Here is a 24,527-nt window from a genome sequence, read left to right as displayed (position 1 = left end):
CCTCTCCGTCCATGACGGGGGCGGCCCCGGCGACCGCCCCCGTCCGGAGCGCTAGTCCGTCGAGGCGGTCCAGCTGTCCAGGTCGGCCTCGGCCAGCAGCAGCGGCACGGCCGCCGGGTCGCGCAGCAGCGCCGCCACGGCCAGCCGGTCGCCCCACTGACCCGACGCCCAGGCCAGCCCCCGCGCCAGGCCCTCCGCACCCGAGGCGTGCACCGCGCCCTCGAAGAACCGCCAGGCCGCGGGGACGCCGTCCACCAGCAGCTTCTCGTGCTCCACGTACGTGGCGGGCGCGGTGGGCAGCAGCGACCGTACGGCGGGCGGCACCTCGCGCACCGCGCCCGACGAGGTCACCTCACCGGCCGCCTCCTCCCCCGCCAGCGGCAGGTCCAGCAGCTCCGACAGCGCCTCGGCGAGATCGAACGGGGCCAGCACCAGCGGGCGGCCCGCCACCAGCGGCAGCAGGTCCGGGGCCTCCACCACCACCGGCTCGGGCACCTCGGCCCCGGCGCCCCCGACGCGGTCGGACCCCGCGAGCAGCCGCCCGTTCTCGACGTCCACGACGACGATCTCACCGTCGAGGATCGCCCGCACCGCCGTCGGCGGCGCGACGCGGGCGGGCTCGACACCGGCGAGCGCCACCCACAGCGACCGCAGCTGCGCCCGGTCCACCTCGACCGAGGGGTCGCCCAGCAGGTCCAGCAGCTCGTCGGGGCCGCCGTGCGAGGCGAGCAGGTCGGCCAGGGTGGTCCGCACGCCGATCATGGCGAGCGCGGCCTCGTCCACCGCCGGGGACGCGTCGCCGTACAGGCCGAACAGCAGCGGGTCGGCGGCCGGCAGCCGCAGCTGCGTGGGACGCCGGCCGTCCAGGACCGGGCGGGTGGACAGCCACCACGCGGTGTAGGACGGCACCTCCACGACCTCGCCGGCCGCCAGGATCCGCAGCGGGTGCAGGACCGAGCGCAGCGGCGGGCGTGACAGCAGGGCCAGGGCCGACGGCCAGTCGGCGACGTACTCCAGGTCGCGGACGGCGGAGAACTCACGGGCGACCGGCGGCACGTCGAGGTCGGGCAGCAGGTCGAGCACCGCCTCCAGCCACTCCTCCTCGCGGTCGAGGTCGTGGTCGCACTCGTCCGGGTCGAGCATGACGTCGGCGTCGTTGACCACGGCGAAGCCGTCGAGCACGCCGGTCGCGGCCAGCACCCGGGGACCGTACCGCTCCACCAGGTCGGGCGCGGCCGTGCCGAAGTGGGTCTCGGCGTCGAGCAGCCCGGCCAGCGCGCCGTCGGCCAGGAGAAGCTCGCCCGCCGGGTACAGCTCGCCGTCGGAGCCGCGCAGCGCCAGCTCCGACAGCCACGGCGCGTCACCGGGGACCAGCCCGGCGGCGTCCACCAGCGCGAGCACCGCCTGCGCCACCGGCTCGGGGTCGGGGCCGTCCAGCGACTCCGCGACGGCCGAACGGGTCAGCGGGTCCTCAAGGACCGTCCTGGGCGTCGCCTCGGCGGCGCCCAGGCGCAGCAGCAGCGGGTGGGCGGCCTCCGGGTGGACCACTCGCAGGCCCAGCGGGCCCAGCACCGCCGGGTCCAGCGCCGAGCCGTCGCTCAGCAGCAGCGTGCCGCGCGGCCCCCGGACCAGGCGGCCGTCGGCCAGCGGCACCGGCAGCGCGCCGAGCGCCTCGGGGTCGTCGGCGGGCAGCACCTCGTACAGCGACCGCCACCACCCGGGGCCGAGGTCGGCGACGGCGTCCCCGGAGAGCATGTCCACCACGTCGGACAGCTGCACCCGCCGGACGCCGAGCGCGGAGATCGCGGGGTGCCGGGACGGCCACCCGGCCGGCAGCAGCCCGGGGACCATGCCGGCGATCTTCGTGAGCAGTTCGCCCGGCGCCGCCACCACCGACGCCTGCCGTCCCGCGACGACGATCTCCCCGGCGTCCCCGGCGGCCCCGCTGTCCCCGGTGGCTTCGCCCGGCCCGGCGGCGGCGTCGGCGGGGGGCGACAGCGCCGGGAGCAGCGGCAGGTCCGGAAGCCTGCGCAGGATGGCGCGGCGGATCCGCGCGTCGAGCTCGCCCCTGCCCATCAGTCCGGGGACGAGGTCGAGGAGGGCGGGCGTGCGGGGCAGCCCGGCCAGCAGGTCGAGGTAGGCGTCGGCGGCGCGCTCCACCAGGAAGTCGGTCAGCGGCCCCATGGCCACGTGCCGCCGGTCGGTCGCCATCGGGAAGGAGGCGATGAGCAGGACGGGCAGGTCGAGCGGCTCGTCGCTGGGCGTCGGCGCGTGCACCACCGGCCGGACCAGCTCGGGCAGCGGCCGCGGTTCACCCGACGCCTCGGCGACCGGTACGGCCCAGCGGACCAGCCAGTGGGGGCGGCTCCGCTCCTCGGTCGGCCGGTCGGCGAACAGCTCGGCGGCCTCCTCCGGGGTGAACCGCCCGGACACCGAGACCACCCGCCAGCCGCCCGGCAGGATCGTGCGCGTCTCGCCGTCGAGGTCGATCTCGATCGACTCCAGCGCGGGCAGCCCGAGCAGCAGCGCGGGACCGGCCTCCCGCAGCATCCGCCGTACGGCGTCCTCGGACGCGGCGTCGCGCAGCGGCAGCCGGACGAGCGTGTCGAACCCCGGCGGCACCTCCACCGGACCCGCCGGGAACGGCAGGCGCAGCAGCGGCACGTGCCCGCCGCGCTCGGCCAGCTCCGCGGCGAGCACCGGCTCGGCGGCCACCAGCGCGGCGGTCTGGGAACGGGACCAGCGGACCACCCCGGACCCGAGCGAGCCGATCACCGGCTCGTCGCTGACCGAGACCACGGCGGCGAAGCCGACGCCGAAGCGGCCCGCGGCGTCCTCCTCGCCGCGCTTGGCGGAGGCGCGCAGCGTCGACAGGCTCTCGATCCCGGCGGTGTCCACCGCCGCGCCGGTGTTGGCCGCCGACAGCACGCCCTCGCGCAGCGCCAGGCGCAGCCGCCCCGGCACGCTGGCGCGGACCGCGGCGTCGGCGGCGTTCTGGGCGAGCTCGACGATCAGCCGGTCGCGGTAGCCGCCGAGCGCGAAGTCCTCCTCGGCGTTGGCGTCCTCACGGAACCGCGCGGGCGAGGCCGTCCAGGCCGCGAGCACCGCGGAGCGCATCCGGTCGGTGCCGAAGGTGTCGGGGCCGAAAATGTCAGTCACAGCCATGAGTCCAAGGGTCGAAGAGGCTCCAATGGTCACGTCGCACGCCGGGCCGGCGGGCCGGTGAACGGCCCCGCCCGCGCCGGACGGCCCCGCGGGGACCGGGACGCGGCCCCGCGAGGGGCCGCGTCAGGAGTGGCCCAGCGGCTCGGCCGCGGCGTCGTCCACCGAACCGCCGCGGTCCGCCCCCGGCAGCTCCTCCGCGAGGTGCTCGGTGATGTCGTAGGCGAGTTCGTCGAGGATCGGCGCGGTCGGCTCGACCTGGGGCGGCGTCACGGCCGCCTCCGAGTGCGCGCCGCAGCCGTGGTCGGCGGCGACCACGCGGCCGTCGTCCGGGGCGAACTCGTTGGTGCAGACGCCGAACGTGCCGCCCAGCGCGCCGGCCAGCGGCCAGTAGAAACCGCAGGTGGAGCACTGGGCGGGCGCGGCGTGCGCGATCGGGGTGTGCGGCCCGGCCTCGCCCGCGTGCCAGCGCCGCACGGCACGGTCGCGGCCGACCGGGGACAGCACCCGGGCCCTGCCGAGGCCGTACTCGAAGAACATCTCGCGGTCGGTCTCCTCACCCGTGTCGGTGAAGCCGGGCGCGAGGCGGACGTCGTCGGCCGCGGTGGGCAGCAGGTCGCCCACGCCGAGGTCGCCGGGGAGCAGGCGCTCGCTCCACGGCACCCACTGCGGCGGCAGCAGCGCGCCCTCGCCGGGCACGAGCACGACCTCGCTGACCGTGACGTTGCGCGCCCGCGAGGCGCGGGCGACGGTCACCGCCCACCGCCAGCCGATGTAGGCGCGGTCGAGGCAGGCGAAGTAATGGGTGGCGACCCGCTCGCCGTCGCTCTCCACTCCGAGGTGCCCGCCCACCTCGCCGGGCGGGACGTTCTCCTCGACGGCGGAACGGGCCAGGTCCACGGCGGCGGCGCAGGCGGGGTCGAGAACCGGGGTGCGGGTCCTGGCGGGGCTCACGAGCTCGCTCCCGTCGGCCCCGCAACCGGACGGTCGCTGTGCTTGCTCGCTCGCTCGTTGCGCTGACTCACAGTTCATTCTCACCCATGTCCGGAGCGGACGGCACCGTCCTCCCCTGCACGGGAGGGACGGGCGGCGGCCATCGGACGACCTGGCCATCACCATTTTTCCAGGAACCGGTCCCGGGTGCGAAAAGGCGTCCCGGCCACGCCGGACGCGCGCCGCGGAACGGCCGGGCCGAGCAACGGACCGATCGTAGGGCGAGATCGATCGGGTAAGACTGGATGCGTGGGAAACGGGTGGAACCGGACGCGGCGGGTGGTGGGCGAGGCGTCCCGCCGGACCGGCCGGGCGGCGGCCGGGGCAGGGCGGGGCACCGTACGGGCGGGCCGGGGCGCGGGACGGGCGGCGGCGCGCGCCGGTCGCGGCACGGCCGGCGGGGTGCGCCGGACCGGCCGGGCCATGCGGCGGCTCACCCATGCCCAGGGGGCCGGCCGTACCGGGCTGGGGCCGCTCATCGAGCTGACCGCCGCGCAGAGCGCCGGCGACGCGCTGGTCACCGCCGCCCTGGCCGGGACGCTGTTCAAGCTCCCGGTCAACGAGGCCCGCGGCCAGGTCGCCCTCTACCTGCTGATCACGATGATCCCCTTCGTGGTGGTCGCGCCGTTCGTCGGCCCGGTCCTCGACCGCCTCCGCTCCGGCCGGCGCTTCGTGATGGCCGGCACGCTGTTCGGCCGGGGACTGCTGTGCTTCGCGATGGCGGCGGCGTTCGTCAGCGGCGACCCGTTCACCATCTTCCCGGCGGCGCTGGCCGTGCTGGTGCTGTCGAAGGCCTACAGCGTCTCCCGCGCCGCGATCATGCCGAACGTGCTGCCGGCCGACATCCCGCTGGTCACCGCGAACGCCAGGGTCGCGCTGTTCGCGCTGGTGGCGGCCGGGGTGGCGGTCCCGGTCGGCGCGGGCGTCAGCGCCTGGATCGGCGGCGACTGGATACTGCGCGGGGCGACGGTGGTCTTCCTGCTCCAGGGGGTGTGGGCCGTACGGCTCCCCCGCCACGTCGACTCCCCCGACCTGGAGGAGCTCCGGGAGGAGGGGGAGGAGCGGCCGCACCGCTGGCGCACCCTGCTGAACGTCGGCCCGGTGGTCACCGAGGCGATGCGGGCCAACATGGCCATCCGCGTCCAGTCCGGGTTCCTGCTGTTCTACCTGCTGTTCCTGGTGCAGGACGGCAAGCTGCCGGGCCAGACGCCCGCGGTGACCATCGGCCTGCTCGCGGTGGCCGCCGGGGCGGGCGGCCTCGCCGGCACGGCCGTGGCCTCCCGGATGCGCCGCCGCTCGCCTCAGGTCATCGTGCTGGCCACACTGGCGCTGGCGACCGTGGCGACGATCGTCCCCGCGGTCGTGTTCACGCTGTGGACGGCGGTGGCCGTCGCCCTGGTGGCCGCGTTCGCCCAGGGACTGGGCAAGCTGGCGCTCGACGCCATCGTGCAGCGCGAGATCGGCGAGGAGGTGCGCTCGTCCACCTTCGGCGTGGTGGAGGCGATCCTGCAGATCACCTGGGTGGCCGGCGGCCTGTTCGGGCTGCTGCTGTCGCTGTTCGCCGGCGGCCGTACCGGGCTCGCGGTGATGGCGGCGCTGCTGGGCGGCTCGTTCGGCTGGCTGGTGGCTCGGCGCCGGGGACGGACGATGGCGGTGGAGGAGCGGATCCAGGCCGCGCGATCCGCTCCCGGCGCCTCGACCGCTCCCGATTCCTCGGCCGTTTCCGTCGTCCCCGCCGCCGCGACGGCCGCCGGGGACGACGCGACCGACTCCGAGGGGCCCGCCGCCCCGCCCGCGCCGGGCGGCGATCCGCAGGGTCCCCCGTCCGGCGGTCCCGCGCCGGGCGGCCCGGTGCCCGGTGGAGCGACGCCCGGCGGTCCGGCGGGCGAGCCGTACGACGACTCCGCGGCGTCCGGCACGCGCCGGCTCCGGTGGACGCGGCGTGCCCCGAAGCCCGCCGGACCGGCCACCGCGATCGTGCGTCACGGGGACCACCCGGCGGACAAGAAGACGGACAAGCACACCAAGCCGCTGACCAACCCGCACGGCTGAGCCACCCGGCAGTCGGTCGTCGGGCCCCGCGACGGCACGGTCCCCTGCCGGTCGCGGGGGCCGTGCGGTCAGGCCGGGGCCGCCGGAACGCGGCCGGCGGTCAGCCGTCGGCGCGGTCAGGCCTCCAGGTCGTCGGCCACCGTACGGAGGATCGCGGCGATCTTCCTGCCGTGCGCGGGCTCGGGGTGCTTGCCCTTCTGGTACGCCGTGGAGACGTCGTCCAGCAGCTTGATCAGGTCTTCCACGATGACCACCATCTCGTCGGGCTTCTTGCGCTTGCCCTTCGGTTTGGCGGCCCTGGCGAGCGTCGGGGGCTGGTCGATCACGCGGACCGAGAGCGCCTGCTGGCCACGGCGCCCCTCGGCCACACCGAACTCGACCTTCTGCCCTGGCTTGAGGATGTCCACGCCACCGGGAAGCGCGGAGGAATGCACGAAGACCTCACCGCCGTCGTCGCGGGTGAGGAAGCCGAAACCCTTGTCGGCGTCGTACCACTTGACCTTGCCACTCGGCACAGGGGTGACCTCGTTCAGACTGTCGTGAAACGGAATGGATGTAGGTTATGCCCACAGGACGCCGGGAGCGACCGTCTATTTCCGCGGAATTACGCGACGACAGCGGCGTTTCGCCAACCGCCGAACCACTCCCCGAACTCGGTCAGATCCGCCAGGACCACATCGGCCCCGTGATCACGCAGATCCTCCGCCGGGTGGCCGCCGGTGGCCACCGCCACGCTGACCGCGCCGCCCGCCCTGGCCGCCTCGATGTCGGCCACGTGGTCCCCCACGTAGGCGGTCGCGCCGAAGTCGGCGAGGGCCGGGCCCTTGGCGGCTCCGAAGACCGACCCGGCGACCGCGTCCACCTCCAGGCCGAGGAACTCGACCGTCCGCGTCGCGTCGACGGTGTTCTTCCCGGTCACCACGATGACCCGGCCGCCGCCACGCCGTACGGCCTCGACGGCCTCGCGCGCGCCGGGCATGGTCACGGTGGCGGGCACGGCGATCGAGGGGTACAGCTCCCGGTAGAGGGCCACGGCCGGCGGGATCTCCTCCGGCGGCAGCCAGTTGGCCAGCTCCCACTCCAGCGGCGGCCCGAGCCTGGCCACCACGACGGCGCTGTCGATGAACACGCCGAGCCGCAGGGACAGCTCGTCGTAGACGGCGGCGATGCCGGCGCGCGTGTCGGCGAGCGTCAGGTCCAGGTCGAATCCCACCGACGTCATCGGACGCTCATCCGCTCAACACTCCTCGTCATCCGCCGGAGGGCTCACCCCGCACGCTCCCCGCAGTGTGCCAAATCCCGCGGGGGCGGGGGTAATCGCCACCGGTGAACGGTCCCGTTCCCCCGAGGGCGGGGTGATCGCCCCCGGGAACGGGCCGGGCGGCGGCCACCCTGTGGATCCCCGCGGATCCCTGGGCGGGTCGTCAGCCGGGAGAGCGCAGTTCGAACCAGATGACGGTGCCGAGAGAGTCGCGGTGAAAGCCCCAGCGGGAGGCGAGGGCGTCGACGAGGGCGAGGCCGCGTCCGCCGACGGCGTCGGGTGTGGGGTCGCGGGGGCAGGGGATGCGGGAGGAGCCGGGGTCCTGGACGGTGACCAGCACACCGCGCCCGACGAACGCGACGGTGACGAGGAACTCCCGCCGCCCGCCCTGCCTCGTTTCACTGGTCGGCCCGCCTTGCCTGCCCACCTCACCGTTCGGTCCGTTCGGTCCGTTCGGTCCGGCCGACCCGCCCGGCCTGCTCGTCTCGCCGCTCGGCCCACATACGTGCTCGACGGCGTTGGTCGCCAGTTCGCTGGTCAGCAGTACGGCGTCGTCGCGCAGCGGGTGGCCGTCGCCGAGCAGTCCGGCGACGAAGTCGCGGGCGTGCCTGACCTGGTCGCGACTGGCGGGGAAGCGGTGGGAGATCACCGGCAGGCCCGTCCCGGTCCGCCCGGGTCGCGGCGGCCACGCCGCTTCCACTCCCGGGCGTACGGTCTCAGTGGGGTGCGCGCCATCGGAGCCGTTCGCCGTTCCGGGACGCCGGGCGAGCACGCGGAGCAGCCTCGACAGCAACCGCGCCGCTCTCTCCGCCTCTCCGTCCGGCCGGGACTGTGGGGTCAGGCCCCTCGGTCCGTCGGCCCGGCGCTCCGGGCTCATACCGCCACTCCCTCGCGTCGTGCCCCGTGCCTGCCCCCGTACGGCGAGCCTCCGTGCGATGAGTTCCCGTACGGCGGGCGCGGTCCCGGTGGCGAGTCCCGCACGTATGCGTCCTGCGGGCGCGGCCCTCCTCGTCCGTACGGCGTGACGGCGGTCGCCGCCGGCCGCGCGTGCCGCCCCTGGCCCGCAGAGAAGCCCATAGCCGGTCTGCTCACCGGAGAGCCCGTGGGCGAGTGGAACAGCCTGGAGGAGCGGGCCGTGGTGGGCTTGATCGTGCCGGGGAAGGGACGGTCGCACAGGCCGAGTCGCCTGCGGGCGGCCATGCGGGCGCGAACCTGGGCGGGTGTGGGCTGCTCCCACAGATGTCCGGGGCGGTTGGGCAGGCCGTGGGTGTCGTGGGCGTAGGGCGGGTGGCCGCACCAGCGGCATCCGAGCGGGGTGGGTGGTTGTTCGGCATGCCAACGGACCCGGGTGATCCGCATGCCTCTACTAGGGTTGTGCACGGGTCGCACCTCCGACGTGCGATTCAAGGCTCTGCCAGGCGACGTCACTCGCCTGGCAGAGCGTCTTCATGGCGTCCATGGCCGAGCGGTAATGCCCGATGAGCCGAGTCCGATGTCGGCCATGTGGCGGCTCACCAGCTCTATGAGAATTCCGAAGGTGCGTTACGCAGGACCCATGCTCCATCACCCTCGGCAACCAATGCTCTTCAGATAGTGAGTTTTGGCCGCAGAATTTTCAAGCCCAAAATTACATTGCGATAATGGTCTGTTTTGTCTGCAACTTCCGCCACTTTCATTCATTGCGTAGAAGGAGAAGATAGGTGGTCGGTAGTCCCACAGTGAGAAGGCGACGCCTCAGCGCCGAACTCATCCGGCTCCGCGAGCAGGCCGGCCTCACACATGACGAGGTCGCCAGACGCCTGGAATGGTCGAGGGGCCGACTCACGCATATGGAACAGAACAAATGGGTGCTGCCCGACATCGGGAACATCCGTCTGCTGCTGGACCTCTACCGCGTCACCGACGTCGCCGTACGCGAAGCGATCCTGGATCTCGCCCGGCAGGCCCGCGAGCGGGGTTGGTGGACGAAGTACAAGGACGTGTTCGGCGGCAGCCTTCCCGGCTTCGAAGCCGAGGCCACCCAGATCCGCACCGTCGAGCTGGTCACGATCCCCGGCCTCCTGCAAACGGCCGACTACGCCACTGCGATCTTCCAGGCCGGCCAGGTGCTCGATCAGGAGTCCGTTCGCCGCCGCGTCGAAGCACGCCTGGCCCGGCAGACGATCCTCACCCGTGATGACCCACCTCAACTGTGGGCGGTGATCGACGAAGCGGCGCTGAGAAAGATGGTCGGCGGCCCGAAGGTCATGGCCGAACAGCTCAGTCATCTGGCCGACATGGCGGCGCGGTCCAACATCACCGTCCAGGTGATAACGGACTCGACCGGCGCGCACGCGGCGATGGGAAGCGGGTTCGTCATCCTGGACTTCGTGGGTGACCTGGACCCGTCGATCGTCTATCTGGAGACACCGACAGACAACCTTTTTCTGGAGAGACCAGAGGAGGTTCAGGCGTATACGCTCACTTTTGACCGTGTAATCGCGGCAGCCCTGACCGTTGAGCAGTCCGTCCGTTACATCGCCGAACTCGTTGATCTCCTAGGACAGGAGCAGGAGTGAGCATCGTGGACCAGGCTCTTCCCGGACTCGCCTGGCGCAAGAGCAGCCAGAGCGCTCAGCAGGACAACTGTGTGGAAGTGGCACGTCTGCCCGGCGGAGGCCACGCCGTACGGGACAGCAAGGATCCGGACGGACCGGTGCTGAGGTTCGGCGGAGACGGATGGCGGGCCTTCCTCGAAGGGGTCCGAGCGGGCGCTTTCGACCGTCCAGGTCACTGAATCGCTTCCTCAGCACCGGTCCCCGGCGTATCTGGAGGAGGACCGAGCCGGCCGCCGGCACCGGCGTCGGGAACGTCGGCGGCTTCCACGGTGCTCCCACCAGGGCCGCGCCGGCGAGACCGGTCCGGCGCCCGGTCCCGTCCCCGTGAGCACTTGAGCCTTTGTCGGGGACGCCTCCTACCATGGACGGAATGAGCACGGAGTTCACCGAATGGCTGCGCGGCCGGAGCGACGACCGGTTGCGGGCGCTCGTCGCCGCGCGTCCCGAGCTCATCACCCCCGTCCCGGCCCACATCGAGGGGCTGGCCGGGCGGGCGAGCAGCCCGTCGGCGGTCGCCCGGGTGCTCGACCGGCTCGACCGGTTCGCGCTCGCGGTCCTGGAGACGCTGGTCGTGCTCCCCGAGCCCGTCGGCTACGACGTCCTGCGCGGCCGGCTGGCCCAGGCGCTGCCCGGGGCAGCCGGGCGGCCGTTCCGGGCGGCGCTCCGGGAGACGGTCGAGCGGCTGCGGACCCTCGCCCTCATCTACGGCACCGACCGCGCCCTGGCCCCGGCGCCCGGCGTGCGGGAGGCCCTGGACGCCCCCGCGGGGCTCGGCCCTCCGGCCGCCGAGGCGTTCCGGCACCACTCCGCGGAGCGCCTGGCGGAGCTGATCCACGACGTCGGCGCACTCAACGGCGCCACCCCGGCTGCGGTCGGCGAGCGGGCCGGCGCGCGGGAGGCACTCGCCGCGCTGCTCGGTGACGACGCGACCGTCGGCCGCCTCCTCGGCGAGGTCTCACGGCAGGCCCGCGCCGCCCTCGACGAGCTGGCCTGGGGTCCGGCCAGCGGCCGGGTCCCCAACGCCCGCCGCGAGGTGCGGGCCGCCACCGCCCGGTCGCCGATCGACCAGCTCCTCTCCCGCGCGCTGCTGGCCGCCACCGGTGAGGAGACCGTCGTCCTGCCGCGCGAGGTGGGCCTGTTCCTGCGCGGCGGCCGGATCCACCGCGACCTCTCTCCGCTCCCGCCCGCGCTGGAGGGTCCCGCGCGCGACCCCGGGCTCGCCGACCGGACGGCGGCGGGGCAGGCGTTCGCGTTCACCCGCTCGGTGGAGGAGCTGTGCGAGCACTGGAGCGCGGACCCGCCGGGCGTGCTGCGCGGGGGCGGCCTCGCCGTACGCGACCTGAAGCGGTGCGCGGCCCTGCTCGACCTGCCCGAGTGGGCGGCGGGCCTGGTCGTCGAGGTGACGCACGCCGCCGGGCTGGTGGCCGCGAGCGGCTCGGTCGACGGCGAGTGGCTGCCCACCCCCGCCTACGACGCCTGGCGGGTGAAGGGCACCGAGGACCGCTGGGTGGCGCTGGCCACGATGTGGCTGACCATGGACCGGGTGCCGGGCATGATCGGCGACCGCGACGAGCGTGACCGGCTGCTCAACGCCCTCCATCCCGACCTGCGCACCTCCGTGGCCTCCGAGGTCCGCACCACCACGCTGGGCGTACTGGCCGTCGCGGGTCCCGGGGTGGCGCCGACGCTCGCGTCGGTGCGTGAGCGCCTGACCTGGGAGCAGCCCCGTCGCCGCGGCGAGCGGCGCGACCGGCTGGTGGAGTTCACCCTCCGCGAGGCCGAGCAGCTCGGGGTCACCGGTCTCGGCGTGCTCGCCGGCCACGGCCGGGCGCTGCTCCCCGGCGTCCTCGACCACCGGGATCCCGCGGAGCCCGGCGGCCCCGGCGACCCCCGCGGGTCCGGCGAGCCCGGTGGCGTCCGTACGGGCACCGCGGGCGAGCTGCTGCTCCCGCTGCTGCCCGAGCCGCTCGACCACGTGCTCCTGCAGGCCGACCTGACCGCCGTCGCCCCCGGCCCGCTCACCGGCGAGCTGAGGCGGTGGCTGGCGCTGGCCGCCGACGTGGAGTCCACCGGCGGCGCGACCGTCTACCGGTTCGGCGAGGGGTCGCTCCGGCGGGCGCTGGACGCCGGTCAGGGCGCCGACGAGATCCTCGCCATGCTGGAGCGCCACTCGACCACGCCGGTGCCGCAGCCGCTGACCTACCTCGTCACCGACGTGGCCCGCCGCCACGGCCGGATGCGCGTCGGCACGGCGAGCGCCTACGTCCGCTGCGACGACCCCTCGCTGCTGGACGAGGTGATGGCCGACCGGCGCTCGCTGCCGCTGCGGCTGCGCCGCCTGGCCCCCACGGTGATCGCCTCCAAGGCGTCCCGGCAGACGCTCCTCGACGCGTTGCGCGCGATGGGGTACGCCCCGGCGGCCGAGTCGCTGGAGGGCGACGTCATCATCACCCGGCTCGACGTCCGGCGGACCGAGGGCCAGCCCTCCGTCCGCCCGCCGGTCACGTTCACCGGCCTGGAGGCCGACGTGGTCGCGGCGGCGGTCCGGGCCGTGCGGGCCGGGGACGCGGCCCACCGCTCGCGCCGCGCCCCGGTGAGCCCGCCGGAGGGCCGGCCGCCCCGCTCACCCTCGACCGCCACCGTCGACGCGCTGCGTGAGGCCATCCGGCAGGGCTCCCAGGTCTGGATCGGTTATCTCGACTCCCAGGGAAACGCCACGAGCCGGATCCTGGAGCCCGCCCGGATGGAGGGTGGTTACCTCACCGCCTACGACGAGACCAGGGCGGCGGTGCACCGTTTCGCCCTGCATCGCATCACCGGCATCGCGGGCGTCGAATGACGCGCGCGCCGTTCCGCTGTGGCCGGGAACCCGGCCTCATATCGTGATATCTGTTGAAACTGGTCTGCCCAACCGAAGTGAGAGATCCACAGTGAGCAGCGGTCACCCCGAAGGCCCCAACCACAACCCGGACGACTGGAAGAGCCCGTACGGCTCCGGTCCCGGCCAGACCCCCGGATACGGCCCGTCCGGCGACCACGGCCAGGCCCCCGGACACGGTCAGTCCCACGACTACGGCCAGGCCCCCGGATACGGCACGCCGCCGGGCGGCCAGGGGTACGGCGGCCAGTACCCCCCGCCGGGCCAGCCGTACGGCCAGGGGTACGGCGAGCAGGGGTACGGCGGCCAGGGGTACGGCGACCCCTCCTCCTACGGGCAGTCCGCCCCGGGGTACGGCCACGGCGGCTACGGCGGTTACGGCTACGGCCCCGCGCCGCAGGGCGGCAACGACGGCGTGCGGACCCACGCGATCGTCGCGCTGGTGATCAGCATCATCCTCGCCCTGAGCTGCTACGTCAGCCTGGGCGGCATCGCCGGAGCCATCCTGTCCGGCATCGCGCTGAGCAAGGTCGAGCGTGAGCCGCAGTCCGCCAGGAACCTCCTCAAGTGGACCTGGATCAGCATCGGCATCAACGTCGGCCTCCTCATCCTGGGCGTCGGCGGAGTGATCATCGCCGGGATGAACGGCGCCTTCGACTGACCGTCGGCCCCGTCAGCACCCAGGCCCCGCTCGGGATCCAGGCCCCGCTCAGGGCTCAGGCTCCGCTCGGGCCGCCGGCCCCGGTCGGGGGCTCGGGTCGGGTCGGGGGCGCGGGTCACGGCTCGGGTCAGGGCTCGGGCTCCGGTCGGGGACTTATCGGGTGCCCGTATCCGTTGAACATCGGGGAGCCGCACACGGAGAGCGGGACGACACCGCCATCCGGGCCGGCCACACGGACACCCGCCGCGGCGGATTCATGACGGATCCGCGGCGGATCCACGACGCGGGCCCGGAACACGCCAGCCGCCCTTCCGCCGATGCGAGCATGGGTTCGCCGGCCGCGCAACGAGGGAGAAGCCTTGACCGACGGACCACTCATCGTGCAATCGGACAAAACCCTGCTGCTGGAGGTCGAGCACGAGCGGGCCGACGAGTGCCGCAAGGCGATCGCGCCGTTCGCCGAGCTCGAACGCGCCCCCGAGCACGTGCACACCTACCGGGTGACCCCGCTGGCGCTGTGGAACGCGCGGGCCGCCGGGCACGACGCCGAGCAGGTGATCGACGCGCTGATCGGCTACAGCCGCTACCCCGTCCCGCACGCGCTGCTGGTGGACGTGGCCGAGACCATGTCGCGCTACGGCAGGCTGCGCCTGGAGAAGCACCCGGTCCACGGGCTGGTGCTGACCAGCACCGACCGCGCCGTGCTGGAGGAGGTGCTGCGCTCCCGGAAGATCCAGCCACTGCTGGGCGAGCGGCTGGGCGACGACGTCGTGGCGGTCCACCCCAGCGAACGCGGCAACATCAAGCAGCATCTCCTCAAGCTGGGCTGGCCGGCCGAGGACCTCGCCGGGTACGTCGACGGAGAGCGTCACCCGATCAGCCTGGCCGAGGACGGCTGGACCCTGCGCGGCTACCAGCGTGAGGCCGCCGAGGCGTTCTGGCACGGCGGGTCGGGCGTGGTGGTGCTCCCCTGCGGCGCGGGCAAGACGATCGTGGGTGCGGCGGCGATGGCGCAGGCCCAGGCGACGACGCTGATCCTGGTGACGAACACGGTCTCGGCGCACCAGTGGAAGCAGGAGCTGATCCGGCGGACCTCGCTGACCGAGGACGAGATCGGCGAGTACACCGGCACGAAGAAGGAGATCCGGCCGGTCACCATCGCCACCTACCAGGTGATGACCACCCGCAGGCAGGGCGTCTACCGCCACCTGGAGCTGTTCGACGCCCGCGACTGGGGTCTGATCGTCTACGACGAGGTGCACCTGCTGCCCGCGCCGATCTTCCGGATGACCGCCGACCTGCAGGCCCGGCGGCGGGTCGGCCTGACCGCGACGCTCGTGCGGGAGGACGGCCGGGAGGGCGACGTGTTCTCCCTGATCGGTCCCAAGCGCTACGACGCGCCGTGGAAGGAGATGGAGAACCAGGGATGGATCGCCCCGGCCGACTGCGTCGAGGTGCGGGTGACGCTGAGCGAGTCGGAGCGGCTCGCGTACGCGATGGCCGAGGCCGAGGAGCGCTACCGGTTCTGCGCGACCACGCCGGCGAAGCTGCGGGTCTCCGAGGCGCTGGTCCGGCGGCATCCGGATGAGCAGGTGCTGGTCATCGGCCAGTACATCGACCAGCTCGACGAGCTGGGCGAGCACCTGGGCGCCCCGGTGATCAAGGGTGAGACGAAGGTCAAGGAGCGGGAGCGGCTCTTCCAGGCGTTCCGCGACCGGGAGATCCAGGTCCTGGTGGTGTCGAAGGTCGCGAACTTCTCCATCGACCTCCCGGAGGCCGCGGTGGCCATCCAGGTGTCGGGCACCTTCGGCTCGCGCCAGGAGGAGGCCCAGCGGCTGGGCCGGGTGCTGCGTCCCAAGTCGGACGGGGGCGGCGCCCGCTTCTACTCGGTGGTCAGCCGGGACACCGTCGACCAGGACTTCGCCGCCCACCGTCAGCGGTTCCTGGCCGAGCAGGGATACGCCTACCAGATCATCGACGCTGACGACGTGCTCGCCGGCGAGTGACACCGCCAGGCGAGCACGCCCTCACATGTACCGGTCCATCGACCGGTCAGGTCCACGAGATACCGCGAGTCTTCGGCAACCACACCACCCCCTCGACAAGGCCGCCGGTGGCCATTGGCGACATACCCCCATGATCTGCGGGAGTCACCAGATTTGCTCCCCTTTTTTGCGATTTTCGAGTAGTGTGACGGAGGGTGCAAAAGGGATTACCGAGGGAATTGGAACGTTCCTCTGGACACCCCCCATGCGGTCCTCCGTCCCGCCGGTCCGTACGGAGGCTGGGATTCCGGCTCCGACGATCGGCACGACCGTCGCGATACCCACCGCGCCGGGTCCCAGTCGCGCGTTAATCGCTTTGAGACGTCCGGAACCCGGGGCTAAGCTGTTCGGTTCGCTGCCTGACCACCTCCGTTGACCGCATGGGAGGCGTTTCCGTATGCCCGCGCACCAGTTGGCCCCCGACATAGCCGACGGCCCCGACGACCCCGGCCGATCCGGCCGATCCGGCCGATCCGGCCGATCCGGCCACCCCGACGAGTCCGGCCCCGGAGCCGGCGCCGACGGCGCGGACGCCGCGACGGTCCTCGACGCCGAGCGCCGCCACCTGGCCGTCTCCCGGGCGGCGCTGCGCGCGATGCGCGAGCACGCCCAGTCCCTGTCCTCCGACGCCGCCGGCGACTGGGTCTCCCAGCAGGTCCTCCAGGCGCTGCTGGACCAGCGCGTCGCGGCGCTGGCCGACCACTCGGGCACCCCCCTGTTCTTCGGCCGCCTCGACCGCACCGGCGGCGACGACCTCCCCGGCACCGTCTACGTGGGGCGCCGGCACGTCCACGACGAGCGCAGCCGTCCCCTGGTGATCGACTGGCGGGCTCCGGTCTCGCGGGCGTTCTACCAGGCCACTCCGGCCGACCCGATGGGCGTGGAACTGCGCCGCCGGTTCGGCTACCACGGCGGTGACCTGACCGCCTACGAGGACGAGCCGCTCACCGGGGGCGGCACGCTCATGGAGAGCAGGATCCTCACCGAGGAGATCGAGCGTCCCCGCTCCGGCCCGATGCGCGACATCGTCGCGACCATCCAGCCCGACCAGGACGAGATCGTCCGGTCCGACCTGGGCGGCACGGTGTGCGTCCAGGGGGCGCCGGGCACCGGGAAGACCGCCGTCGGCCTGCACCGTGCCGCGTACCTGCTGTTCACCCACCGGGAGAAGCTCGCCAGGTCCGGCGTGATGATCGTCGGGCCCAACCGCGCCTTCCTCGCCTACATCTCCTCGGTGCTGCCCGCGCTGGGCGAGGTCAAGGTCGACCAGACCACCGTCGCGGGGATCCTCGGCGAGTACGCCGCACCGGAGGACCCGGCCGTCGGGACGATCAAGGGCGACGCACGGATGGCGCCGGTGCTGCGCCGCGCCCTGTGGGCGCACGTCGTCAAGCCGGCCGAGGGACTGCTGTTCACCAAGGGCGTCAACCGCTACCGGGTCGCCGACCACGAGGTCCGCGAGATCGTCGCCTCGCTGCGCGGCACCACCCGCTACGGCCCCGGCCGCGCGGCCCTCGCCCAGCGGCTGGCCCACACGGTGCTGGTCCGGATGGAGCAGCGCGGCGAGTCCCCCGACGACCGGGTGCAGGACGCCGTGGCCCGCTCCAAGCCGGTCAAGCAGCTCGTGGACGCCGTGTGGCCCAAGCTGACCCCGCAGCAGGTGCTCCACCGGCTGTTCAGCGACCCCGATTTCCTGGCCGCCGCCGCGAAGGACGATCTCACCGCCGACGAGCAGGCCCTGCTGCTGTGGGCCAAGCCGGCCAAGTCGTACCGGTCGGCGAAGTGGTCGGCGGCCGACGGCGCGCTGATGGACGAGCTGGCCGACCTGATCGAGCGGACGCCCGTCCTGGGGCACCTGGTGGTGGACGAGGCCCAGGACCTGTCGGCGATGCAGCTGCGGGCGCTCGGGCGGCGGTGCCGTACCGGGTCGGCCACCGTACTCGGCGACCTGGCGCAGGGCACCACCCCCTGGTCGGCCCGCTCGTGGACGGAGGTCCTCACGCACCTGGGCTTCGAGAGCGGCGCCGTCACCGAGCTGACCCTCGGTTTCCGCGTGCCGCGCGAGGTCCTCGACTACGCCGCCCGGCTGCTGCCCGACGTCGCCCCCGGCCTGGCCGCGCCCCGTTCGCTGCGGCCCGGCGCGGGCTCCCTGACGGTACGGCGGGTGCCCGACCTCGCCGCGTCCCTGCCGGAGGCGGTGCGGGAGGTCCTGGCGCGGGAGGGGTCGATCGGCGTGATCGTCCCGGACGCCTCGGTCGCGGCCGCGTCGGCGTCACTGGCCGGCCTGGACCACCGGGTGCTGGGCCCCGACTCCGTCGAGGAGCACCGCCTGCTGGTGGTGCCGGCGTCCCTGGCCAAGGGCCTGGAGTACGACCACGTGATCGTGACCGAGCCGGCCGACATCGTGGACGCCGAGCCGCGCGGCCTGGCCCGTCTCTACGTGGTCCTCACCCGCGCGGTCACCTCTCTGACCGTCCTGCACGCCCGCGACCTGCCCGCCCGGCTGCGCTGACGCCGCCCGCCCTCCGCGACCGGGTGGCGTACGGCGTCGGCCCGGCCGTGACACGGCCCGCGAAAGGCGCGCGGAAGGCGCGCGGAAGGGTCGCGGGAAAGCAGAGAAGCGGAAAGGCGGCCCCGGGGATCCGGGGCCGCCTTTCTCGTTCGCGTGGGGCGATGGACTAGAAGTCCATGTCGCCGCCGCCCGGCATCGCGGGAGCGGCCGGGGTCTTCTCCGGCTTCTCGGCGATGACGGCCTCGGTGGTGAGGAACAGCGCCGCGATGGACGCCGCGTTCTGCAGCGCGGAACGCGTCACCTTGGCCGGGTCGAGGATGCCCGCCTCGAACATGTTGACGTACTCGCCGGTGGCGGCGTTCAGGCCCTCACCCGGGGTGAGGTTGCGCACCTTCTCCACCACGACGCCGCCCTCGAGGCCGGCGTTGACGGCGATCTGCTTCAGCGGCTCCTCCAGGGCCTTGCGGACGATCGCGGCACCGGTGGCCTCGTCGCCGGTCAGCTCCAGCTTGTCGAACGCCTTGGCGCCCGCCTGCAGCAGCGCCACGCCACCGCCGGGGACGATGCCCTCCTCGACGGCCGCCTTCGCGTTGCGGACGGCGTCCTCGATGCGGTGCTTGCGCTCCTTGAGCTCGACCTCGGTCGCCGCGCCGGCCTTGATGACGGCCACGCCGCCGGCCAGCTTGGCGAGACGCTCCTGGAGCTTCTCGCGGTCGTAGTCGGAGTCGGTGTTCTCGATCTCGGCGCGGATCTGGTTGACCCGGCCGGCGATCTGCTCGGCGTCGCCGGCGCCGTCGACGATGGTGGTCTCGTCCTTGGTGACGATGACCTGGCGGGCCCGGCCGAGCTGGTCGAGCGTGGTGGACTCCAGCTTGAGGCCGATGTCCTCGCTGATGACCTGGGCGCCGGTCAGGATGGCGATGTCGCCCAGCATGGCCTTGCGGCGGTCGCCGAAGCCGGGGGCCTTGACGGCCACCGAGCGGAACAGACCGCGGATCTTGTTGACGACCAGGGTCGCCAGGGCCTCGGCCTCGACGTCCTCGGAGATCAGCAGCAGCGGCTTGCCGGACTGCACGACCTTGTCGAGGACGGGAAGGAGGTCCTTGTTCGCGGAGATCTTCGAGTTGACGACGAGGATGTACGGGTCGTCGAGGACGGCCTCCATACGCTCCGGGTCGGTGACGAAGTAGGGCGAGATGTAGCCCTTGTCGAAGCGCATGCCCTCGGTGAGCTCAAGCTCCAGGCCGAAGGTGTTGCTCTCCTCGACGGTGATGACGCCTTCCTTGCCGACCTTGTCCATCGCCTCGGCGATCATCTCGCCGATCTGCGGGTCGCCCGCGGAGATGGAGGCCGTGGAGGCGATCTGCGCCTTCGTCTCCACGTCCTTGGCGAGCTTGAGCAGTTCCTCGGAGACACGCTCGACGGAGGCCTCGATGCCCTTCTTCAGGCCCATCGGGTTGGCGCCGGCGGCCACGTTGCGGAGACCCTCGCGAACCAGGGCCTGCGCGAGGACGGTGGCGGTGGTGGTGCCGTCACCGGCGACGTCGTCGGTCTTCTTGGCGACTTCCTTGACGAGCTCGGCCCCGATCTTCTCCCACGGGTCCTCGAGCTCGATCTCCTTGGCGATGGACACACCGTCGTTGGTGATCGTGGGGGCGCCCCACTTCTTCTCCAGGACGACGTTGCGGCCCTTCGGGCCCAGGGTCACCTTGACGGCGTCCGCGAGCTGGTTCATACCACGCTCGAGACCGCGCCGGGCGTCCTCGTCAAACGCGATCATCTTGGCTGCCATACGGCTAGACCTCCCGAACACAGGGTGGCTTGCACCGGATCGAGCCGACGCCCGCGACGGCATTCGGATCCGCGACTCCGTTCGGCGGATCCCATCGTCCCGATCCAGGGTTGGCACTCGCCCTCGGTGAGTGCCAACAAACTATTTAGCACTCTACCCTGTCGAGTGCAAGCGACGTCGCGTTGACCTGCCCGGGAGGTGACGGCCTCCCGCGACGACCCGTTACGGCGGACGCCCCGCACGGTCTCGCCCCCGGCCACCGCCCCGCGCGACCGGATCCCGGCCGCCGTGTCCCGGCGGATTCGGGCCTCCGGCACGGAGAGACCCCGGTACGGCGAGGGCCCGGCCCTCCGAGGGGACACGGTGGACCGGGCCGGCGCGCCGAGGGCCCGCGTGGACTGCGCTGCCACGGGGGTCCGTCCGGCGCGCCCCTTTTGCGCGTCCGGGGGGACGGCTGCCTCAGACGGCCCTCACGGACTCCGCCTGCGGGCCTTTCTGCCCCTGGGTGATCTCGAACTCGACCCGCTGGCCCTGTTCGAGTGCGCGATAGCCGTCCATCATGATCGCGGAGTAATGGACGAACACATCCTTACCACCGTCTACCGCGATGAAGCCGTAGCCCTTGTCCGCGTTGAACCATTTGACGGTGCCTTGCGCCACTTCCGACTCCTCTTACTGGACTTGAGGACATCGCCCATTCCTCTCGCGACGTCCTCAATCTCCGAGGCGGACACATCGCCTGCGTCGATCGTTCTCGACCATACCTGTGGTACGCCGTAGGGCAACAGAGTCAACCAGCAAACTGCCGCTTTACGTACGAATGCAGCACGAGAACATAGTTTTGCCATCGGGCCCGCTGATCAAATATTGCATTATTTCAACAAGCGCCGATATGGACATCCTCCCGAAAGCGCGACACCCGCCCCGGCCAGGCCGGAGCGGGCGTCGGCGGGCGCCGTACGGGACGGCGGCCCGGAGCGCGGGGACGACGGGGTCAGCCCCCGGCGACCGCCGGGATGATGGAGATCTGGACGCCGGACGGCGTCGCGGTGTCCAGGTTGTCGGCGAAGCGGACGTCCTCATCGCCGACATAGACGTTGACGAACCTGCGAATCTTGCCGGAGTCGTCGAGAATCCGGGCGCCGATCCCGGGGAAGTCGGCGTCGAGTTTCCGCAGCACCTCGCGGAGGGTCTCACCCTCGGCGTTCACCTCGGCCGCACCACCGGTGTACGTCCGGAGAATTGTCGGAATCCGTACAGAGACACTCATTATTAAGCACCTTTCCGGTGATTTCAGGCGATGACCGAGCGGAATTCGTCAAGCGAGGGGCGGATGACCGCGGTGGGACGGGCCTCGCCCGCCACCGCGTCGAGGGTCTTCAGGCCGTCACCGGTGTTGAGCACCACGGTCTCGGCGTCGGGGTCGAGCCGCCCCTCGGCGGCCAGCTTGCGCAGCACGCCGACCGTGACGCCGCCCGCGGTCTCGGCGAAGATGCCCTCGGTCCTGGCCAGCAGCCTGATCGCGGCGACGATCTCGGCGTCCGTGACGTCCTCCACCGCGCCGCCGGTGCGCCGGGCGATGTCCAGCACGTAGGGGCCGTCGGCCGGGTTGCCGATGGCCAGCGACTTGGCGATCGTGTCCGGCCGTACCGGGCGGATCACATCGTGACCCGCCTTGTAGGCGGCCGAGACCGGCGAGCAGCCCTCGGCCTGCGCGGCGAAGATCCGATAGGGCTTCTCCTCGACGAGCCCGAGCGCGATCAGCTCCTTGAACCCCTTGTCGATCTTCGTGAGTTGGGAGCCGGACGCCACCGGGACGACGATCTGGTCGGGGAGTCGCCAGCCGAGCTGCTCGGCGATCTCGTACGCCAGGGTCTTGGAGCCCTCGGCGTAGTACGGGCGCAGGTTGACGTTGACGAAGCCCCACCGCTCACCCAGCTCGTCGCCGATGAGCTCCGAGCAGAACCGGTTGACGTCGTCGTAGGTGCCCTCGATGCCGACGAGCTTCCCGCCGTACACCGAGGCCATGACGATCTTGGCCTGCTCCAGGTCGGCGGGGATGAACACGCAGGCGTCCAACCCGGCGCGGGCGGCGGCCGAGGTCACCGCGCCGGCGAGGTTGCCGGTGGAGGAGCACGACAGGGTGTGGAAGCCGAAGTTGCGGGCCGCCTCGACGGCGATGGCCACCACGCGGTCCTTGAACGAGTGCGTCGGGTTGCCCGAGTCGTCCTTCACGTGCAGCGAGCGCAGGCCCAGCTCGCGGGCGAGGTTGCCCGCGTCGACCAGCCTGGTCCAGCCGGGCTCCGTGTTGGGCCGGGCGGCGACGTTCTCCGGGACGGGCAGCAGCGCGCGGTAGCGCCAGATGTTCGCCGGGCCGGCGGCGATCTGCTCGCGCGTGACGCGCCCGAAGTCGTAGGCGATCTCCAGGGGGCCGAAACACTCGATACAGGCGAAGCTCGGGCCGAGGTCGTAGCGGGTGCCGCACTCCCGGCAGGAGAGGGCCACGGCGGGGCCGAAGCGGCCGTCGGGCGCGGTGCCGGCGGAGACGGGGGCGGAGGTGGGGATCCGTGTTTCTGCGAGCGCCATGAAGCGAGGCCTTTCCCTCATCTTCGTCCGCGACCACCCTGGCCACGGACCGGAATTGGCACCTGTCCCGGCCGACCCCGCCATGTCGCGAGTTTGAACCGGGAGGGTTGCCGGGGCTTCGCAGGGCCGGTCCCTCCACCCCTCTGGATGAGCAATATGAAGTTGTGGACCCGATGAACGGGTCTCTCGCACTTTACCCCGGCCGCCGGGCGTTCTGACCAGATGTCTCACTGTGCGAGACGACGCGTGTCATTCCCCGGACGACGGACGGTGAAAAGGCCCGTCACGGGTGACGGTACCCCAGGAGGAAGGGCCCGCCGCCCGCCACGGCGACCACCCGGTAGCGGTAGTAGCCGGGCGTGCCCTCATAGGTGATCGTCTCGAAGGGGTACGGGCTGACCGAGGAGGCGACGGTCCGCCAGCCGGAGCCGGCCGCCCACTTCTCCAGGTACAGGTCGACGTCGGTGCCGTCGTTGGAGTTCACGCAGCCGTAGTGGGTCCCGGCGGTCCTCGACCGGTAGTAGCCGCTCCTCGCCCGGTTCCGGGGGTTCACGGGCCGGTAGGCGGCCTGCCCCTCCTTCAGGATGCTCTGGGCGGAGGCGGGATAGCCGGTGCAGGTGCCCGTGGTCGGCCGCAGGGTGCCGTCGACGGTCAGCAGGGTCAGGCCGTACGTCGAGAGGATCTTTGCGACCGGCTGGAAGTAGCTGAACCCGGAGCCCGGGAAACAGGAGCCGGAGCCGCCGGAGAGCACCCCCTGGGCCTGGTCCACCGAGACGAACGGGCCGCCGGAGTCGCCCCGGTCGGCGCAGACGCTGGTGCGGGTCAGCCCGAAGACGTTCCCCTGCGGATAGGAGACGCTGACGTCGCGCTGCAGGATGAGACCGCAGTACCAGTCGGAGGTGGAGCCGGACCGGCACACCGACGCCCCCTCGATGGCCGGCCGGTCCCCGGCGATGGGCAGGACGCCGCCGTCGGCGTTGCCCACCGTAGGCTTGGGCGTCCAGTCGTCGTTGACCTGGATCCAGGAGAAGTCGCTCGACGGGAACACCGACCCCCGGAAGACGCCCTGGGGCACCCGGTTGTAGCCGTTGGTCTTCTCTCCCACCTTGCCGCAGTGGCCGGCGCTGACGAAGCCGCCCGCGCCGCCGTGGAGCACGGAGAAGCCGACCGTGCAGCGCAGAGAGACCCCGACGTAGAAGGGGCTGCCCCCCACCAGGTCGTAGAGCGGCCGGGGACGCTCGGTGGACGGCACCACCACGATCGTCCTGCCGTCCACGCCGATGTCCCTGATGACGGCCTCGGTCTGCACCGGCTCCTCGGACAGCACGACGACCTTGTTGTTCCGCACGTCGACGTAGCGCACGCTCCCCCCGCCCGTCGGGCGGGCGGGCAGCGCGGCGTCGAGCTTGTCCTTGACCGCGCCGAGTTCGACCAGCGAGTGCTCGACGACCTCGGCATGAGCGCCCTGGGCGACGATTTTGGGGATGTCGTCGGGGTCGGTGGTGGCCACCACGAGGTTCTGCGCGACGGTTCCCTGGAACCACGAGCCGCCGAAGCGGTCGCCGAGCGCCACCCGCAGTCTCGCCTCGACCGGAGCCAGGCGGATCTCGTTGAGCAGCCGGGCCTGGGCCTGCTCGGCGCTGAGGCCGAGGTCGCGCTGGAGGGCCTGGAGCATGCCCGGCGGCGGCGCGTTGTACGGCAGGCCCGCCCGCCCGGCCTGCCGCGCCCGCCCTCCGCGCTCCGTGGAGTCGTGCCGAGACCGGACCGCGGCGGGGCGCACGCGGGCTCCGCGGCCGGGCCGCGCCGCGGGGAGACCCGCGAGGGCTCCGCGCTCGGGCCGCGCCGCCGGGAACCGTACGACCGGGGCGTCCCGGACGGCGGCCAGGGGCTCGGGCTCCGCCCGGACCGCCGAGGGCGTGACGGCGGCGAGCACGGCGGCGGAGAAGAGGGCACATCCGGCGGCTACGGCGCGACCGTGGAACATACGA

At 72.8% G+C, this 24,527-nt stretch carries 17 protein-coding genes and 1 riboswitch; of the genes, 7 read left to right on the top strand and 10 right to left on the bottom strand.

The window, feature by feature from the left end; genetic code table 11:
- Positions 1-51: 51 nt before the first annotated feature.
- Entirely contained in the window at positions 52-3,165 is a 3,114-nt protein-coding gene (locus ACZ6W9_RS24075; protein ID WP_470119727.1) for a sacsin N-terminal ATP-binding-like domain-containing protein, read from the bottom strand.
- A gap of 123 nt (positions 3,166-3,288) precedes the next feature.
- The gene (locus ACZ6W9_RS24070) at positions 3,289-4,116 is read right to left on the bottom strand and encodes a DUF3027 domain-containing protein (RefSeq protein ID WP_389957844.1); all 828 of its coding nucleotides are present in this window, start codon (positions 4,114-4,116) and stop codon (positions 3,289-3,291) included.
- Positions 4,117-4,404: 288 nt separating this feature from the next.
- On the opposite strand from ACZ6W9_RS24070, the gene ACZ6W9_RS24065 reads away from it, so the two are divergent.
- Positions 4,405-6,207: an MFS transporter gene (locus ACZ6W9_RS24065; RefSeq protein WP_389957846.1), complete on the top strand. Its 1,803-nt coding sequence runs from the start codon at positions 4,405-4,407 to the stop codon at positions 6,205-6,207.
- Positions 6,208-6,323: 116 nt separating this feature from the next.
- Here the strand turns inward: ACZ6W9_RS24065 and ACZ6W9_RS24060 are convergent, their stop codons facing one another.
- The 3 genes from ACZ6W9_RS24060 to ACZ6W9_RS24050 all read right to left on the bottom strand — a co-directional run bounded on the left by ACZ6W9_RS24060 (position 6,324) and on the right by ACZ6W9_RS24050 (position 8,168).
- Positions 6,324-6,722: a cold-shock protein gene (locus ACZ6W9_RS24060; RefSeq protein WP_389957848.1), complete on the bottom strand. Its 399-nt coding sequence runs from the start codon at positions 6,720-6,722 to the stop codon at positions 6,324-6,326.
- Positions 6,723-6,811: 89 nt separating this feature from the next.
- Positions 6,812-7,429, bottom strand: a complete 618-nt coding sequence (locus ACZ6W9_RS24055) for an HAD family hydrolase (protein WP_362931316.1) — start codon at positions 7,427-7,429, stop codon at positions 6,812-6,814.
- Between the two features lie 202 nt (positions 7,430-7,631).
- Positions 7,632-8,168: an ATP-binding protein gene (locus ACZ6W9_RS24050; protein ID WP_389957851.1), complete on the bottom strand. Its 537-nt coding sequence runs from the start codon at positions 8,166-8,168 to the stop codon at positions 7,632-7,634.
- A 1,000-nt stretch (positions 8,169-9,168) separates the two neighbouring features.
- On the opposite strand from ACZ6W9_RS24050, the gene ACZ6W9_RS24045 reads away from it, so the two are divergent.
- From ACZ6W9_RS24045 to ACZ6W9_RS24020, 6 genes are all read left to right on the top strand, one after another.
- The gene (locus ACZ6W9_RS24045) at positions 9,169-10,026 is read left to right on the top strand and encodes a helix-turn-helix domain-containing protein (protein ID WP_470119724.1); all 858 of its coding nucleotides are present in this window, start codon (positions 9,169-9,171) and stop codon (positions 10,024-10,026) included.
- Positions 10,023-10,244, top strand: coding sequence for a DUF397 domain-containing protein (locus tag ACZ6W9_RS24040; RefSeq protein WP_389957854.1), 222 nt, complete (start codon positions 10,023-10,025; stop codon positions 10,242-10,244). Before ACZ6W9_RS24045 ends, ACZ6W9_RS24040 begins: the two co-directional genes overlap by 4 nt.
- 191 nt (positions 10,245-10,435) lie before the next feature.
- Positions 10,436-12,904: a helicase-associated domain-containing protein gene (locus ACZ6W9_RS24035; protein WP_470119722.1), complete on the top strand. Its 2,469-nt coding sequence runs from the start codon at positions 10,436-10,438 to the stop codon at positions 12,902-12,904.
- A gap of 91 nt (positions 12,905-12,995) precedes the next feature.
- A complete protein-coding gene (locus ACZ6W9_RS24030) occupies positions 12,996-13,604 on the top strand; it encodes an MgtC/SapB family protein (protein WP_389957860.1) in 609 nt (202 codons plus the stop codon).
- 317 nt (positions 13,605-13,921) lie between these two features.
- The gene (locus tag ACZ6W9_RS24025; protein WP_389957862.1) at positions 13,922-15,610 is read left to right on the top strand and encodes a DNA repair helicase XPB; all 1,689 of its coding nucleotides are present in this window, start codon (positions 13,922-13,924) and stop codon (positions 15,608-15,610) included.
- Positions 15,611-16,046: 436 nt separating this feature from the next.
- On the top strand, positions 16,047-18,161 hold the full coding sequence (locus tag ACZ6W9_RS24020) for a HelD family protein (protein WP_470119719.1): 2,115 nt from the start codon (positions 16,047-16,049) through the stop codon (positions 18,159-18,161).
- 166 nt (positions 18,162-18,327) lie between these two features.
- Here the strand turns inward: ACZ6W9_RS24020 and groL are convergent, their stop codons facing one another.
- The 5 genes from groL to ACZ6W9_RS23995 all read right to left on the bottom strand — a co-directional run bounded on the left by groL (position 18,328) and on the right by ACZ6W9_RS23995 (position 24,523).
- Positions 18,328-19,953, bottom strand: coding sequence for a chaperonin GroEL (groL, locus tag ACZ6W9_RS24015; protein WP_362931299.1), 1,626 nt, complete (start codon positions 19,951-19,953; stop codon positions 18,328-18,330).
- Positions 19,954-20,412: 459 nt separating this feature from the next.
- Complete coding sequence (locus tag ACZ6W9_RS24010) at positions 20,413-20,613, bottom strand: cold-shock protein (protein ID WP_012895270.1); 201 nt, start codon at positions 20,611-20,613, stop codon at positions 20,413-20,415.
- A 334-nt stretch (positions 20,614-20,947) separates the two neighbouring features.
- On the bottom strand, positions 20,948-21,223 hold the full coding sequence (locus tag ACZ6W9_RS24005) for a MoaD/ThiS family protein (protein WP_362931297.1): 276 nt from the start codon (positions 21,221-21,223) through the stop codon (positions 20,948-20,950).
- Between the two features lie 23 nt (positions 21,224-21,246).
- Entirely contained in the window at positions 21,247-22,539 is a 1,293-nt protein-coding gene (gene thrC / locus ACZ6W9_RS24000; protein WP_389957868.1) for a threonine synthase, read from the bottom strand.
- Between the two features lie 14 nt (positions 22,540-22,553).
- Positions 22,554-22,693: riboswitch (SAM riboswitch) on the bottom strand.
- 129 nt (positions 22,694-22,822) lie between these two features.
- The gene (locus ACZ6W9_RS23995; protein ID WP_470119716.1) at positions 22,823-24,523 is read right to left on the bottom strand and encodes a S1 family peptidase; all 1,701 of its coding nucleotides are present in this window, start codon (positions 24,521-24,523) and stop codon (positions 22,823-22,825) included.
- Positions 24,524-24,527: the final 4 nt, after the last annotated feature.

The organism is Streptosporangium sp. NPDC053982, from assembly GCF_055585205.1.
This window is presented reverse-complemented; position numbering and strand designations above follow the sequence as displayed.